This window comes from Novosphingobium sp. HR1a, assembly GCF_015594425.1.
In the GTDB taxonomy this organism is placed as follows: Bacteria; Pseudomonadota; Alphaproteobacteria; order Sphingomonadales; family Sphingomonadaceae; genus Novosphingobium; species Novosphingobium resinovorum_A.
Window position 1 is genome coordinate 174,777 of the sequence record NZ_JABXWS010000033.1, and the last position, 14,582, is coordinate 189,358.

Consider the following 14,582-nt stretch of genomic DNA (forward strand, 5'->3'; position numbering starts at 1 on the left):
GTGATCGAAATAGGCTTGCTTCACATTCGGATCAAGAGCCTTTGAATTGCGGTGGCCGCTTTGCGAGAAAAGCGGCGACGGCTTCCTCGTGGTCGGCCGTGGCGTGGGCGGCGGCCTGCATGGCCGAGGCCATCTCCAGCAGCGTGGCAAGGTCCGCACGGCGGCCTTCCCACAGCAGCCGCTTGGTCATCCGTACCGCGTGCGGTGGATTGGCGGCGATGCGGCGGGCGAGGGCGCGGGCGGCGTCGAGAAGTTCGCCATCCGGTACCACGCGGCTGACGAGGCCGCAGGCCAGCGCCTCGGCGGCGTCGATCGGATCGCCGGTGAGGGCCATTTCGGCGGCTTTAGACCAGCCGATCACACGCGGCAGCAGCCACGAGCCGCCGTCGCCCGCGATGAGGCCGAGCTTGACGAAGCTCTCCGCGAACTTCGCGCTCTCGCCCGCGATGCGCAAGTCGCACATGCAGGTGAGGTCGCAGCCCGCGCCCATGGCGGCGCCGTTGACGGCGGCTATGATCGGCACTTCCAGCGCCGCAAAGGCGAGCGGGAGCCGCTGGATGCCGCGCTTGTAGGAAAGACGCGTGGCGGCGGGAGACCCGGCGTTGAGGGTGCCGCCGGGCTTCATTTCGTTGATGTTGCCGCCGGAGGAAAAGCCCTTGCCCGCGCCTGTCAGGATGGCGACACGGGCCTGCGGGTCCGTCTCGAGCCGGGCGAGGGCGGCGAGCAGGGCCTCGATGACCTCGGCGTCGGAGATCGGGTTGCGCAGTTCGGGGCGGTTGAGCGTGAGGAGGACGATGCCCTCCTCGTCGATTTCGTACAGCACCGCATCGCTCATCGCCTGTCTTCTTCCGTCCTGTCGCGTCGAAAGCTCAACCTAAAGACCGGCAGCGGTCCCGGATCAAGTCCGGGACGACGACTAGCTATGCATCCTGCTTATGCATCCTGCTTTCGGGCCATCATCTTCGTGATATCGACCTGACCCGTGGCCAAGCCGCCCATGAAGCCGCCGTCCACCGGTAGCACGACGCCATTGACCACGCCTGCGAGGTCGGAGTTGATCAGGACCAGCGGCCCCGCCTGTTCTTCCGGCGTGGTGTAGCGGCCGAGCGGCTCGGCGGCGGCATCGACGACCTCCTTGCCGGACACCGCGTGGAAGGTCGCCATCATCGGCGTCTGCGTGGGCGAGGGGAGCGAGCAGTTGATGCGGATGCCCTGCTTGATCAGGCGGGCACCCATGAACTGCGTCCAGACGATGACGGCTTCCTTGGAGAACGCGTAGCCCTCGCCGACCTGGTCCATGTTCGCCTCGCACCAGTCGAGACCGGCCTGGAAGCCCTGCGTCGCCAGCAGTTGCATGTGGACCGGGATACGGCGGCTCCAGCCGAGGCCGCCCGTCGAGGCGATCGAGACGATCGCGCCCTTGCTTCCCATCAGCGGGATGACCTGCTCGGTCAGGTGACGGGTGCCGAGGAAGTTGACCTTCATCGTGTCCATGGCCGGAAAACCGCCTCCGCCAGGCAGCCCCGCGCAATTGAACAGGGCGTCGATCTTGCCTCCTACGCCGCTGACGGCGGCCTCGAGGCTGGCCGGATCGCGCAGATCGATCTGCGTGAACGAGGCCATCGGCACGGCGCTTTCCTTGAAGTCGAAGCCGTGGACCTCGGCGCCGAGCGATACCAGCAGCTTCGCGGCGGCCTCGCCCATGCCGGAGAAGCAGCCGCTGACGATTACGCGCTTGCCCTTGTAGCCCAGAACATCACTCATTGGTCGGTCCTTCCTCTCACGGGCGTGGTGCTGGCCGGGGCCGGACCTGCCGTTTCCTTTGCCCGTAGCTATGCGCTGTCGCGGCCCGGGTTCAACCGTCGCGGCGGGTCATCGCGGACACGATGGCGGAGGCCGTCTTTCTATCGGTTCGGCACTTTGCCCATCGGCGGCTACGGGCGCGCGGCCGTTACGCTTCGGCGCTGGCGCCGTCCGCGCGACGCCGCTCTGCTTCGGCGCGGTGATGCTTGCGCCGTTCGAGTTGCCTTGCCGACGGTATGCCGTCGTCGATCAGGTCGGCCAGTACCGCCCCGCGCTCTCCGGCTGGGCGAGCCGGACCGACCGTGGTGTCGCAGAAGGTCTGGCGCTCGATCTCGGCATTGAGCAGCGCGCCCAGCAGCACACCGTAGGCCGACAGGAACAGCCACATCAGGAACACGACAATGGCCGAGAGCGAACCGTACGTCGCATTGTAGTCGCTGATGTAGGCGACGTAGAGCGAGAACCCGAAGGACACCGCCAGCCACAAGAGCGTGGCCAGCAGTGAGCCGGGCGCCAGCCAGCGCCATTTGGCGGGGCGCCGGTCCGGTCCGTAGCGCATGATGAGCGCGAACCCGGCGCTGCCCAGCGTGATTGCCGCCACCCAGGTCAGCACCTTGAACGTCATCTGGGTAGCGCTGCCGAGATATACGCTGGTCTCGGTCTGCAGCCAGGCGAAGACGCCGCCGGAGAGGACTCCGGTGAGGGCCAGCAGGATCGCCGCCAGCGTCAGGCCGCCGGTGCGCATTGTGCGGGCGATCACGCCGCGCGTCTCGCGCTCCTCGTTGATGATGTTGAGCGCGCTGACCATTCCGCCCGCCGCACGCATGCCACCATAGACCGCGAAGAACAGCGCGATAACGAGGGCAAGTCCGGTTACGCCCGAGTTCGTCGAGATGATCCGCAGGAGTTGCTCTTCCAGCAGGCGGGCGACTTCGGGCGGCACGACATCGACGATGCTGTCCATCTGCTCGCGCACCATGCCGACGTCGGCGACAAGGCCGTAGACCATCACGGTTGCGGCGATCAGCGGCGTCAGGGCAAGGAAGGTGTAGAACGCAAGCCCCGCCGACAGAAGCCCCAGTTCATGGAACCCGATCATGACATAGACCCGCTTCACCACTCGAAACCATGCCGCGCGCGGCATCGCCAGCGGGGAACTGGCATCTGAGCCGGGGACGGTTTCGGATGCGGCGTTGCCAGCCCCGGATCCCGCGCTATTCACTACAAGCCTGTGTGAACGAGGGAACTTTCGCTGTTGCAATGCGATAGGCATTCTCAGGAGGGGCCGGGCAGACCGGTCCGGAAAAGGGGTGATTCGTCGCGGTGTCCATGTTCAGGCTAATCGATCATCGGCCGGATCGTTCCCTGTCCTTGCGTCATGGATGTGCCGGCGGCGCGGTCGCCCTGGTACTAGCTCTGGGTACGATGTTGCCGTCGGGCAATGCATCGGCGCAGACGAAACCTGCCGAAGAGACAGCAACCGCCGCCCCTTCGCCCAAGCCGGATCAGGGGGCGGCACAGGATCTCGAAGCAGGGCAGGTTCAGGTGCCGGCGCTACCGTCCGACTCCGCCCTGCCTCAGGTCGATCCGATCATCCCCGATGGCGAGTTCAACTCCTCGATCCCTGCGCTCGACACCTCCGACGATCCCGAACTCGACAAGCCGCTCGAATCGATCGACGCTTTCGAACGGCGCATGGCGCAGCAGCAGAGTGGCGCGAAGCCCACTGAAGGTGCCGCGCCTCCCGCCGGTGACCCTGCTCTGGCGGATGGAGACACGGTCGAGGCGATCGGCGACGCACCCGTGCGTGACGCCGAACTGACTGCGCCGCTGCCGCCGATCGATCAGTTCGAGGTCACTCCGGTCCAGATCGCCGAGGGTGATGCCGCCGAAAAGGACGTGGAGGTGCGTTATCGCCTCGACATCAAGGGCCTCGAACTTGCCGACAAGGAGACGGATACCGACCTCGAAGGTCAGTTCGACGCGCTTTCCGCGCTGAAGAAGGGTGACGGCAAGGCCGCCAACAGCGCCATGATCGCCGCGCGGCTGACCGAGGACAGCCAACTCATGCAGACGGTCCTCGCGTCCGAGGGCTGGTACAGCCCGCAGGTGCGTACGCGCATGGACCCGTCATCGGATCAGGACAAGCCAGGCTTGACCGCGGTGATTCAGGTTAACCCGGGCAAGCGCTATGTCTTCTCCGACATTCAGGTGAAGGCCGACCCGACGGTGCCGCCCAGCCTGATCGCGGACAACTTCCCGCTCAAGGTGGGCGAGCCGATAGTAGCGGAACGTGTGCAGGGCGCCGAGGCACGGGTTGCCGTGGCTCTTCCCGAGAACGGCTATCCTTTCGCCGAAGTCGGCCAGCGCGATATCCTGCTCGATCAGGACGCGGGCAACGGCGTCTATACGCTGCCGGTGACGGTCGGCCCGCGTGGTCGCTTCGGCGGTTTTACAACCGACGGTGACATGGCCTTCGATGCGAAGCACATTCAGGTTCTCGCCCGGTTCAAGCGCGGCGAGCTTTACGACAGCCGCAAGGTCGATGATCTGCGCAAGGCGCTGGTCGCCACCAGCCTGTTCTCGACCGTTGCGGTCGAACCGCAGAAGACGGGCGATCAGGCCGGCGACGGCACCGAGTACGTCACGCTGCACGTGAAGCAGGATGCCGGTCCGCCGCGCACGATCGCCGGGTCGGTCGGCTATGCGGCCGGAGAGGGCATCACGGCTCAGGCCACCTGGACTCACCGCAATATGTTCCCGCCCGAGGGTGCGTTGATCGCGCATGCCATCGCCGGTACGCGGCAACAGGGTGCGGGCGTAACCTTCCGCCGCTCCAATGCGGGCAAGCGCGACCGCACTTTCGAACTGGTCGCCGAGGCGTTCCACAACGACTACGACGCCTATAGCGCCTATACCGGGCGTATCGCCGCGCGCATCGCCCGGGATTCCACGCCCATCTGGCAAAAGCGCTACACCTATGCCTTCGGCGTCGAGATGCTGGGCACAGCCGAGACGGATTACGATGCTGCAAGCGGTACTCGCAAGCGGCGCACCTATTACGTTGCGGGGCTCAACGGGCAGGTCGGGTTCGACACTTCCGACGATCTGCTCAACCCGACCAAGGGCTACCGCCTGACTACGCTGATCCAGCCGGAAGCCACCGTAAGGAACGGCTTCGATCCCTACATCCGCGCGCGGCTCGATGCCTCGACCTACTACCCCATCAGCGACAGCTTCGTGCTGGCGGGAAGGATCCGCCTCGGCACGATCCAGGGCGCAGGGCTGTTCGACATCGCCCCATCACGCAGGCTCTATGCGGGCGGCGGCGGCTCGGTGCGCGGCTTCGCCTATCAGGCACTCGGTGAGCAGGCGCCGGACGGCAACCCCGTCGGCGGTCGCAGTCTGAACGAGGGGTCGTTCGAGGCGCGCTATCGCTTCGGCAACTACGGCGTCGTTGCTTTCGTCGATGCCGGTCAGGCCTACCGCGAGACGATGCCGCAGTTCAACAATCTGCGCTATGGCGTCGGCATCGGCGGCCGCTTCTACACCAACTTCGGGCCGATGCGGCTCGACGTGGCGACGCCGATCAACCGGCAGCCGGGTGAATCGCGTTTCAACATCTACGTATCGATCGGGCAGGCGTTCTGATGGCCGGCCCGGAGGAGAACAGCGAAGGCATGGCGCCCCAGCCGGAAACCGAAGCCACCGAGGTCGTGGTCGAACAGCCTTCGCGCTGGCATCGCATCCGCGTAAGGGCGCTCAAGACCGTCGCCTTCGTGCTGCTGGGCGTCGTCGCATTCCTTGTCGCAGTGGTCCTGGGGATCAATACCGGCCCCGGCCGCCGCTTCGTCGCGGACCAGATCGCCGCGCTTGAATTCCAGAACGGCATGAAGATCACCGTCGCGCGGATCGACGGTTCGCTCTACGGCAAGATGATCCTGCGTGGTCTGTCCGTGCGCGATCCGCGCGGCGAGTTCCTGTACTCTCCCGAAATTCGCGTGGACTGGCGCCCGTTCGCCTATCTCGACAACCATGTGGACGTGCGCAGCGCTACCGCGCAACGCGTGGTGCTGCGCCGCACCCCGCATTTCCGCGCGACGCCGCCCAGCGACGCGCCGCTGCTGCCCGACCTCAATATCGACGTCGGCGAACTGCGCATCGACCGCTTCATTGCCGAACCGCCGGTTTCCGGCCAGCGCCGGATCATGACGGTCGCCGGACGCGCGCATATCGCCGATGGCCGCGCGCAAGTCAGCGCCAAGGGCGGCACCATCGCCGTCGCGGGCAAAGGCGGCGGCGATCGCTTCAACGCCGTGCTCGACGCCGTACCCGACCGCAACCGCCTTGGCCTCGATGTCGATATCGATGCGCCCAAGGGCGGCCTGATCGCGGGCCTCGCAGGGTTTACCCAGCCGGTCACGCTCAAGCTGGCGGGCAAGGGCGACTGGGCGGCCTGGAACGGCAAGCTCGATGCCAACCTCGGCAGCGGCGAACTGGCGCGGCTGGCGCTGACCGCGCGGGACGGTACGTTCGTCATCAAGGGACCGACGCAGATCGCCCGGATGTTCACCGGGCCGACCGCCAGCCTGCTTGGGCCGATCACCAATATCGACCTGACCGCGGCCTTCGATAAGCGCCGCGCCAGACTGTCGGGCATGATCTCGAGCGACGCATTCAACCTGACCCCGAACGGCCTCGTCGATCTCGGCGAGAACCGGTTCGAGGACCTCAAGCTCGCGTTCGTCCTGCTCAAGCCTGCCGCCATGGCGCAGAACCTCAGCGGTGCGGGCCTGACCGCCGACCTCGCGCTCGACGGCGCGTTCACCACGCCTGTGGTCAATTATCAGCTGGCCGCCCGGCGGCTGGTGATGAACGACATGGGGCTGGAGAACCTGACGGCGCGCGGCGCTGCGAAAGTGGACGCCGGGCATATCATGATCCCCGTCGCCGCACGGGTCGGTCGGATCACCGGGCTCGATACCGTCGCCGGGGGGACGCTGGCGAACGTTACGCTCAACGGTGATCTCGCGATCGAAGGAACGCGCATCCTGTCGGATAACATGCGCCTGCGCTCCGATCGTATCGACGCCGGGCTGATCCTTGTCGCCGACATGAGCAAGGGGCTCTATACCGGCGCGATCGACGGCAAGATCGACAACTACCGCGTCGACAGCGTCGGCATCTTCAACATCCGTACCAACATGGACCTCAAGACCGAGGGTCAGGGCTTCGCCCTGCAGGGCACGGTGCGCGCACGCTCCACCAAACTGCTGAACGCCAGCCTGCAGACCTATCTCGGCGGCAATTTCTCGGCGTCGTCCAACGTGAAGTACGGTTCGGACGGCGTGGTGCGCTTCTCCAGCGTCCGCATGAATGCGCCGCTGCTCAAAGTCACCGGCGGGCAGGGCAGTTGGTCGCCCGACGGGCGCATTGCGCTCGCCGCGAACGGGACTTCGCGCCAGTACGGCGCCCTGGGCGTTCGAGTGACGGGAACCATCACGAACCCCGACGCCCATGTCACGGCGGAGCGCCCGGGTCTCGGTATCGGCCTTGCCAACCTCGATGCGCGGATCAAGGGCGCGCCGGGCGGCTATCGCCTCGATGCCAAGGGCGACACCGACTACGGACCGCTGCGCGCTGACGTGACGCTTGGCCTCGGCAAGCAGACTTCGGTACAGATCAACAGCGCCAACTTGTCCGGCGTCGATTTCGCCGGGCGAATCGTGCAGACACCTGCAGGTCCCTTCGCGGGACAACTGACCGCGACCGGCAACGGCATCGGCGGCCTCGTGCGGCTGGATGCCGAGGGCAAGTACCAGGCGGCCGACTTCAACTTGCGCGCCAAGAACGCGATCTTCGACGGCCCTGCCAAGCTATCCATTGGATCGGCCATCATCGACGGCCGGGCGGTGCTCTACGACCAGCCTTACGTCGTTGCCGACGCGCAGATCGCGGGCACCAGCATCGGTGCGCTCGATCTGGCAGCGGCCCGCGTAATCGTCGATTATCGCGACGGGCGCGGCAAGGCGAAGGGCCTGATCGAAGGCGTCAGCGGCGTACCGTTCCGGCTCGGCCTCAACGCCGACATGCAGCCCGAACTGTGGCGCGTGGCGCTGCAGGGCAGGGTGCGCGGCCTCGACGTCAAGACGACCACGCCCGCGCGGATCATCCCGAAGAACGGCACGTACGAACTGCTTCCCACCAACATCGCGTTCGGTGGCGGCAGCCTCAAGCTGGCGGGCACTTACGGCGAAGGCATCAAGGTGCAGAGCCGCATGGAGGGCGTCGATCTCGCCATCCTCAACGCCTTCGCGCCGGGCTACGGCATTGGCGGCAAGGTCAGCGGCAGCTTCGACTTCGAGCAGGCAAGCGCCACCGCATTCCCCCGCGCCGATGCCCGCCTCTCCCTCACCAATTTCACCCGGACCAGTTCATCGGCGGTCAGCCAGGGTGTCGACATCAACTTCGTCGGCAAGCTGCTGCCGGATGGCGGCGAAGGACGCGCGGTGTTCCGCCGTCGCGGCACCGTCATCGGCCGCATGGCCGCAAGCCTGAAGCCGTTGCCGCCGGGCGATGGCCCATGGATGGCGCGCCTGATGGATGCGCCGCTGGGTGGCGGCATCCGCTACAACGGTCCGGCCGACACGCTGTTCTCGTTCGCCGGGCTGTCCGGACAGACGCTCACAGGCTCGGTCGGGCTGGCGGCGGACTTCACCTGCCGCGTGTCGAGCCCGTGCATCAACGGCGTCGTGCAGGGCCGGGACATGGTCTACGAGAACCTCGCTTATGGCACGCGGCTCAGCCGCATGGCGCTGGCGGGCAAGTTCACCGGCGACTCGCTTGAACTGACCTCGCTGACCGCCAAGGCCGGAGACGGCACCGTCAGCGCCAGTGGCCGTGTCAGCCTCGCCGCCGACGCGGGCTATCCGATGGACCTCAACGTCAAGCTGGACCGCGCAAGGCTTGCACGCAGCGATGCGCTTTCGGCGACGGCAACGGGCAACCTGCACCTGACCAAGGTTGCGGGCGAGCCGGCCCTGCTCGCAGGTGAGATCAAGCTGCCGGAAACCCGTTACCAGATCGTGCGCGAGGGTGCCGCCCAAGTGCCGCGCCTGACCGGCGTTCGCTTCAAGCCGCCGGTCGGCCCGCAGCGTATCACCGGCGACGAACCCGCGCCGACCGCCGCCAGCGCCTTCGCGCTCGTTCGCCTCGACCTGCACCTGCGGGCGCCGGAGAAGCTCTACGTGTCGGGCATGGGCCTCGAATCGGAGTGGAGTGCGGACTTCAACGTCACTGGCACCAGCGCGGCCCCTTCGCTTTCGGGTGAGGTCAAGCTGGTGCGTGGTACTCTGGGCTTCGCCGGACGCTCGTTCCAGCTGGAAAACGGCATCGTCTTGTTCACTGGCGGCTCGACGATCGACCCCACCGTCCAGATCACTGCTACCGACGACATCGAGGACGTTACCGTCAACGTGAACGTCACCGGGCGCGCGATGAACCCGCAGATCGACTTCTCGTCCGATCCCAGCCTGCCTGACGATGAAGTGGTATCGCGCATCCTGTTCGGCAGCTCGATCGCCAACCTTTCGGCACTGCAGGCGGTGCAGCTGGCATCCTCGCTCAATTCGCTGCGCGGGACCGGCGGTGGGCTCAACCCGCTCGGCAAGCTGCGCTCCGCCGCCGGGATCGACCGCCTGCGTATCCTTGGTCCGGACGAGCAGGCCGGTCGCGGCACGGCCGTCGCCGCAGGACAGTACCTCACCGACGACATCTACGTCGAACTGATCACCGACGCGCGCGGCTTCACTGCCACGCAGCTGGAAGTCAGCGTGACAAAGTGGCTGTCGGTGCTCAGCCAGGCCGGCGGCTCGGGCGTGAACAGCCTGAACGTGCGCATCAAGAAGGACTATTGATGCGTACGGGGCTGATCGCGGCATTCGCGCTTGTAGCGCTCCTCGGGGGCTGCAAACGCGAGCCGACGTTCGAAGAGCGCTACAAGGCCGCGAACAAGACCATCGTGGACCGAGCCAAGGAGATCGACGCACAGATCGCCGCCACCGGTTCGCCGCCTCTCGAGAGCGACGGACTTTCGGCGGAGCACTGAAACTTCGGATTTACTTCTGGTCGCTAGGCACCCTCAGGCGAAGCTAAGAGGGTATAATGCTGGCTGACGAGAACGACCGACTGGCCCAGCGCCACCCCGTGCTGCTTCAGGCGCGGTGCCGCAAATCGAGTTGGCACGTTTTTCCGGTCGAACTGGGCGACGTTTCGCAAGGCGGCTGCAGCATTGTCGGCAGCGCCGAGGCTTTCGTGCCGGGTGAGGCCATCGAACTGCGCATCGCCAACTTCAAGCCCATCCCTGCCCATGTGCGCTGGCTGGACGGTAACACGGTCGGCATCGAGTTTCGCAGTGCGCTCGCCGGAAGAGTGATTCAGGAACTGGGTCAGGCTTATGGAATTCCGGTCCAGGCGAGCCCATCGGCGAACTGAGAAACCTTATGCGAGGCCAACAATTCGGCGTCCCTCATCGAAGATTAACCATCGTGGCGGACGCCAGGCCATTTGCGGCAGGAATTCGATGAAGGATTTCGACGAAATCCAGCGGACCATGATGGAATTGCTGCGTTGTGGTGCAACTTCAGCCGGCAAGTGACGCCGCGATGACGGATTGTGAATGTTGCGTTGCAGCATGTTTAATCCGACGTTAAATCAATACCTTCATCACTGTTGTCCGGACGATATTTACCGGGCCGGGGTATTCGTTGCGTGCCGACGGGAAAGGGCTGAATTCGATGGGTACGACCGTCGGCATCACTCCCAACGGAAAGGTCGCACTTCCAATGATGAAACGAACGATTCTCGTCGCGATGACCGCTGCCTTCACGCTGCTTGGCAGCACGCAGGCCATGGCCGGGACGAGGGCCGCGCAGTCGGTCGTGGGTTTTGCCAAGGATCAGGGCAAGTCGATCCGATCGAGCCGAGGCTCGCTTCCCCGAGGGTTTGTCAACGCGCTCGGTCGCGCAGGCGAACATGGCCGAAAAGGGTTGCACAATGCGATCGAGCAGCACTTCAAGTCGCGTGGCTGCTGATCACGATCTGTGACCTATCAGGCGCATCCCGGGCCATGTGCCTGGGGTGCGTCACCCATCGCGGTGCAGACGATCATGGTGCTTAGAAGGGGTGGTGGACGCACTTGGGCTCGAACCAAGGACCCGCTGATTAAGAGTCAGCTGCTCTACCAACTGAGCTATGCGTCCCCACGGGTATCCGCAGGATTGGTATATGGTGGACGCACTTGGGCTCGAACCAAGGACCCGCTGATTAAGAGTCAGCTGCTCTACCAACTGAGCTATGCGTCCCCACATGGTCTTCGTGGAAACAGGATGGTGGACGCACTTGGGCTCGAACCAAGGACCCGCTGATTAAGAGTCAGCTGCTCTACCAACTGAGCTATGCGTCCACGCTACCTGTCCTCGAAGGGCCTTGCGGCCCCGCCGGTCGGCGGCGGAGAGGCCCCTATAACGGCAGATTTTTACATTGGAAGCGAAAACTTGAAAAAGTTTCAGCCGAGTGAGCCTCTGCCCTGATTCCAACGGTTTACCGCCATGATCGTGCCCAGGCAGATCATGTTGGTGAGCATGGAGGTGCCGCCGTGGCTCATGAAGGGCAGGGGGATTCCGACGACCGGGGCGAGGCCCATGACCATCATCAGGTTGATCATCACGTAAAAGAACATCGTCGCGGTCATGCCCGCCGCCAGCAGGCTGGAGAAGCGGTCGGGCGCGCGACGGGCGACGCCCATGCCCCAGCCGATCACGACGGTGAACACGAAGAGGACGAACAGCCCGCCCATCAGACCCCATTCCTCGGACATGGTCGCGAAGACGAAGTCGGTGTGGGGTTCGGGCAGGTACTGCAGGTGGCTCTGCGTGCCGTTGCCGAAGCCCTTGCCGAAGATGCCGCCCGAACCGATCGCGATCTTGGACTGCGTGATGTGATAGCCGGTGCCGAGCGGGTCGCCCTCCGGGTCCATGAACACCAGCACGCGGTTACGCTGGTAATCGTGGAGCAGCGTGAAGAACGCGATCGGGGCGATGACCATCATGGCACCGCCCGCGCCCAGGAACCACCACAAGGGAAGTCCTGCGAGGAACATCGTCACCACGCCGCCGAAGCATACGGCGGTGGCGGTGCCCAGGTCGGGCTGGATCAGCACGAACAGTGCCGGAACGCCGATCAGCACGCCCGCCGGGACGAGGCCGCGCCAGCTGGCGGTCATGGCGTGGGGCAATGTCTCGTAGAAGCGCGCGAGCACGAGGACGATCGCCGGTTTCATCAGTTCCGATGGTTGCAGCGACATGAAGCCGAGGTTTAGCCAGCGCTGGCTGCCGCCGCCGACCGCGCCGATCAGTTCGACGAGGACCAGCAGGATCAGGATCGCGCCGTAGATGGGATAGGCAGCCATCCGGAACAGGTTGCGGCTCATCCGGGCGATGACCATGGCCATGACCAGGAACACGCAGAAGCGTACGACATGGCTGAGCGCGTAAGGCTGCAGGCTGCCGCCGGCTGCCGAATAGAGCACCGCTGCGCCGAGTCCGACGAGCCCGCATAGGGGGATGATCATCTGCCAGGGTTGGCGCGAGATCGCCTCGGGAACGATGGAGCGGCTCATTGCGGCGATCCTCCGGCCCCGGGCGAAGTGGCGGGCGTGGCAGTGGGCGAGGGCGGTGCCGCAGGCCGGTCCGCGTCATCGGCGGGCTCGGGCGCGGGCGACTGCGCCTCGCTGATGGGCTGGCGCGGGTCGTCGGGCTGGTCGGCGCCCTGCAGCTTGCGGCGCTCCTCTTCCGGCGAGACCTTGGGGGCGCCGACCCCGTACTGCGCGGAATAGGCGCGGAAGCGGGCGTCGAGGCGCTCCTTGGCGGTGCCGCCCCACTTCGTCTCGAGTTCGGTGAGGACTTCCATGCCCTTCTCCTTGTCGAAGATGTAAGTCAGCACGTCGCGCGCGATGGGATAGGCCGCGCCGGAACCGCCGCCGTGTTCGACGACCACGGAGCAGGCATAGCGTGGGTTATCGGCAGGGGCGAAGCAGATGAAGTGCCCGTGGTCGCGGTGCTTCCACAAGCCGCCCTTGCCGTTGCCGACGTTGAGGCCGACGACTTGCGCGGTGCCGGTCTTGCCCGCCAGCTTGATGTCGGGGAAGGGCAAGCGTGCATGGGGCGCGGATCCGGGACCGTTGGCGACGTCGGACATGGCCTGCCGGATATAGGCGAGATGCTCCTCGGGCACGCCGAGGGATGCCTGCTTCTCATGCTCGTGGCCGTGGATCAGCTTGGGCATGATGATCCGCCCGCTGGCGATGCGCGAGGCCTGGATTGCCTGCTGCAGCGGGTTCACGAGGAAGTAGCCCTGTCCGATCGTGGCATTGACCGTGTCGAAGGTCTGCCATTGCTTATCGTACTTCTTGAGCTTCCACGCGGGGCTCGGCACCGTGCCGTAGGACTGGCCCGCAACCGGCAGCGGAAACTCCTGCCCAAGGCCGAGCCGCTTGGCCATCGCCGCGATCGGATCCATGCCGATGCGCTGGGCGAAGTGGTAGAAGTAGACGTCGCAGCTCTGGTAGATGCCCTTGGCCATGTTGACCTGGCCATGGCCGCGCCGCTGCCAGCAGTGGAACACGCGGTTGCCGACGCGCAGGCCACCGCCGCAGAACACGCTTTCGTTCGGATCGAGCCCGGCTTCCATGAACGACAGCGCCACCATCGGCTTGACGGTCGAGCCCGGCGGATAGAGCCCGCGCAGCACCTTGTTGCGCAGCGGCACGTGATCGTCGTCCGACAGCATCTTCCATTCGAGGCGGCCGATGCCGTCGGAGAAGCTGTTGGGATCGAAGCTGGGCATCGACGCCATCGCGAGCACGTCGCCGGTCTGGCAGTCCATCACGACAACGGCGGCCGATTCGGGGCCGATGCGCCGGGCCGCGTAGTCCTGGATCGCGGCGTCGATGGTCGTCTTGATGGTCTTGCCCGGAACATCCTCGCGCGTGTCGAGGTCGCGCACGATGCGGCCCGAGGCGGTCACCTCGACGCGCCGCGCGCCGGGGGTGCCGCGCAGGTCCTTCTCGTAGAACTTCTCGAGCGCATCCTTGCCCAGCTTGTAGCCGGGGGTCAGCAGGACGGGATCATGGTCCTTCTCGTACTCCTCGGCCGAGGCGGCGCCGACGTAGCCAATGAGATGGCCTACAGAGGGGCCGGTAGGGTAGAAGCGCGAGTAGCCGCGCTGGGTGACCACACCGGGAAGGTCCGGCAGGCGCACGCTGACCGAGGCGAAACGCTCCCAATCCAGGCGGGATGCGACCTCGACCGGGGCGAACCCGTGCGAGCGGTCCAGCTTGTCCTGCAGGTCCTGCATCGCGATCGGCGTGAGCGACAGCAGCTTGCCGAGTTCAGCGATGGTGCGCTCGGGATCGCTCATCCGCTCGGGGATCACGTCGACGCGGAAGTCGGCGCGGTTGGAGGCTAGAGGCTGGCCGTGGCGGTCGAGAATCCAGCCGCGACGCGGCGGGATCAGCGACAGGTTGACGCGGTTGCTCTCCGCCTTGAGCTTGTACTTCTCGTTCTCGAAGACCGAGAGGTACGTCATGCGCGCGGCGAGCAGGCAGCCGATTCCGCCCTGGATGCCGCCGACGACGATGGTGCGCCGATCGAAGCTGTTGCGCAGGGTGCCGTTGGTGACGTGCGGGGCGCGGATCAGACGCCTGAAATTGAACTTCATGA

Annotated in this window: 11 protein-coding genes and 3 tRNA genes; 5 read left to right on the forward strand and 9 right to left on the reverse strand. The window is 65.7% G+C overall.

Annotated elements, in window-relative coordinates; all coding sequences use genetic code 11:
- Nucleotides 1-31 precede the first annotated feature (31 nt).
- The 3 genes from HWN72_RS07070 to HWN72_RS07080 form a co-directional block, all read right to left on the reverse strand.
- Nucleotides 32-835: a crotonase/enoyl-CoA hydratase family protein gene (locus HWN72_RS07070; protein WP_036523055.1), complete on the reverse strand. Its 804-nt coding sequence runs from the start codon at nucleotides 833-835 to the stop codon at nucleotides 32-34.
- A 98-nt stretch (nucleotides 836-933) separates the two neighbouring features.
- The gene (locus tag HWN72_RS07075) at nucleotides 934-1,764 is read right to left on the reverse strand and encodes a coniferyl-alcohol dehydrogenase (RefSeq protein ID WP_008828695.1); all 831 of its coding nucleotides are present in this window, start codon (nucleotides 1,762-1,764) and stop codon (nucleotides 934-936) included.
- A 187-nt stretch (nucleotides 1,765-1,951) separates the two neighbouring features.
- Nucleotides 1,952-3,025 carry a YihY/virulence factor BrkB family protein gene (locus tag HWN72_RS07080; protein WP_036523056.1) on the reverse strand — a complete coding sequence of 358 codons (1,074 nt, stop codon included), beginning with the start codon at nucleotides 3,023-3,025 and terminating at the stop codon, nucleotides 1,952-1,954.
- Between the two features lie 203 nt (nucleotides 3,026-3,228).
- Between HWN72_RS07080 and HWN72_RS07085 the strand changes: the two genes are divergently transcribed.
- The 4 genes from HWN72_RS07085 to HWN72_RS07100 are packed head-to-tail and all read left to right on the forward strand — an operon-like array spanning nucleotide 3,229 to nucleotide 10,296.
- On the forward strand, nucleotides 3,229-5,454 hold the full coding sequence (locus HWN72_RS07085; protein ID WP_036523059.1) for an autotransporter assembly complex family protein: 2,226 nt from the start codon (nucleotides 3,229-3,231) through the stop codon (nucleotides 5,452-5,454).
- A complete protein-coding gene (locus tag HWN72_RS07090) occupies nucleotides 5,454-9,719 on the forward strand; it encodes a translocation/assembly module TamB domain-containing protein (RefSeq protein WP_081798890.1) in 4,266 nt (1,421 codons plus the stop codon). Before HWN72_RS07085 ends, HWN72_RS07090 begins: the two co-directional genes overlap by 1 nt.
- Nucleotides 9,719-9,910, forward strand: a complete 192-nt coding sequence (locus HWN72_RS07095; protein WP_008833495.1) for a hypothetical protein — start codon at nucleotides 9,719-9,721, stop codon at nucleotides 9,908-9,910. The genes HWN72_RS07090 and HWN72_RS07095 overlap by 1 nt, the downstream gene beginning before the upstream one ends.
- Nucleotides 9,911-9,966: 56 nt before the next feature.
- Complete coding sequence (locus HWN72_RS07100; protein ID WP_036523063.1) at nucleotides 9,967-10,296, forward strand: PilZ domain-containing protein; 330 nt, start codon at nucleotides 9,967-9,969, stop codon at nucleotides 10,294-10,296.
- Nucleotides 10,297-10,302: 6 nt separating this feature from the next.
- Here the strand turns inward: HWN72_RS07100 and HWN72_RS07105 are convergent, their stop codons facing one another.
- Nucleotides 10,303-10,497: a hypothetical protein gene (locus tag HWN72_RS07105; RefSeq protein WP_155986158.1), complete on the reverse strand. Its 195-nt coding sequence runs from the start codon at nucleotides 10,495-10,497 to the stop codon at nucleotides 10,303-10,305.
- A 71-nt stretch (nucleotides 10,498-10,568) separates the two neighbouring features.
- Here HWN72_RS07105 and HWN72_RS07110 point away from each other — a divergent pair, with 71 nt between their 5' ends.
- Nucleotides 10,569-10,895 carry a hypothetical protein gene (locus HWN72_RS07110; protein ID WP_069707707.1) on the forward strand — a complete coding sequence of 109 codons (327 nt, stop codon included), beginning with the start codon at nucleotides 10,569-10,571 and terminating at the stop codon, nucleotides 10,893-10,895.
- Between the two features lie 92 nt (nucleotides 10,896-10,987).
- On the opposite strand, the gene HWN72_RS07115 is transcribed toward HWN72_RS07110, so the two are convergent.
- The 5 genes from HWN72_RS07115 to mrdA all read right to left on the reverse strand — a co-directional run bounded on the left by HWN72_RS07115 (nucleotide 10,988) and on the right by mrdA (nucleotide 14,580).
- A tRNA-Lys gene (locus HWN72_RS07115) sits at nucleotides 10,988-11,063 on the reverse strand.
- Between the two features lie 26 nt (nucleotides 11,064-11,089).
- Nucleotides 11,090-11,165 (reverse strand) — tRNA-Lys (locus tag HWN72_RS07120).
- Nucleotides 11,166-11,190: 25 nt separating this feature from the next.
- Nucleotides 11,191-11,266 (reverse strand) — tRNA-Lys (locus tag HWN72_RS07125).
- Between the two features lie 102 nt (nucleotides 11,267-11,368).
- Complete coding sequence (gene rodA / locus HWN72_RS07130) at nucleotides 11,369-12,481, reverse strand: rod shape-determining protein RodA (RefSeq protein ID WP_008831883.1); 1,113 nt, start codon at nucleotides 12,479-12,481, stop codon at nucleotides 11,369-11,371.
- Nucleotides 12,478-14,580, reverse strand: coding sequence for a penicillin-binding protein 2 (gene mrdA, locus HWN72_RS07135; protein WP_155986159.1), 2,103 nt, complete (start codon nucleotides 14,578-14,580; stop codon nucleotides 12,478-12,480). The genes rodA and mrdA overlap by 4 nt, the downstream gene beginning before the upstream one ends.
- Between the last annotated feature and the right edge of the window lie 2 nt (nucleotides 14,581-14,582).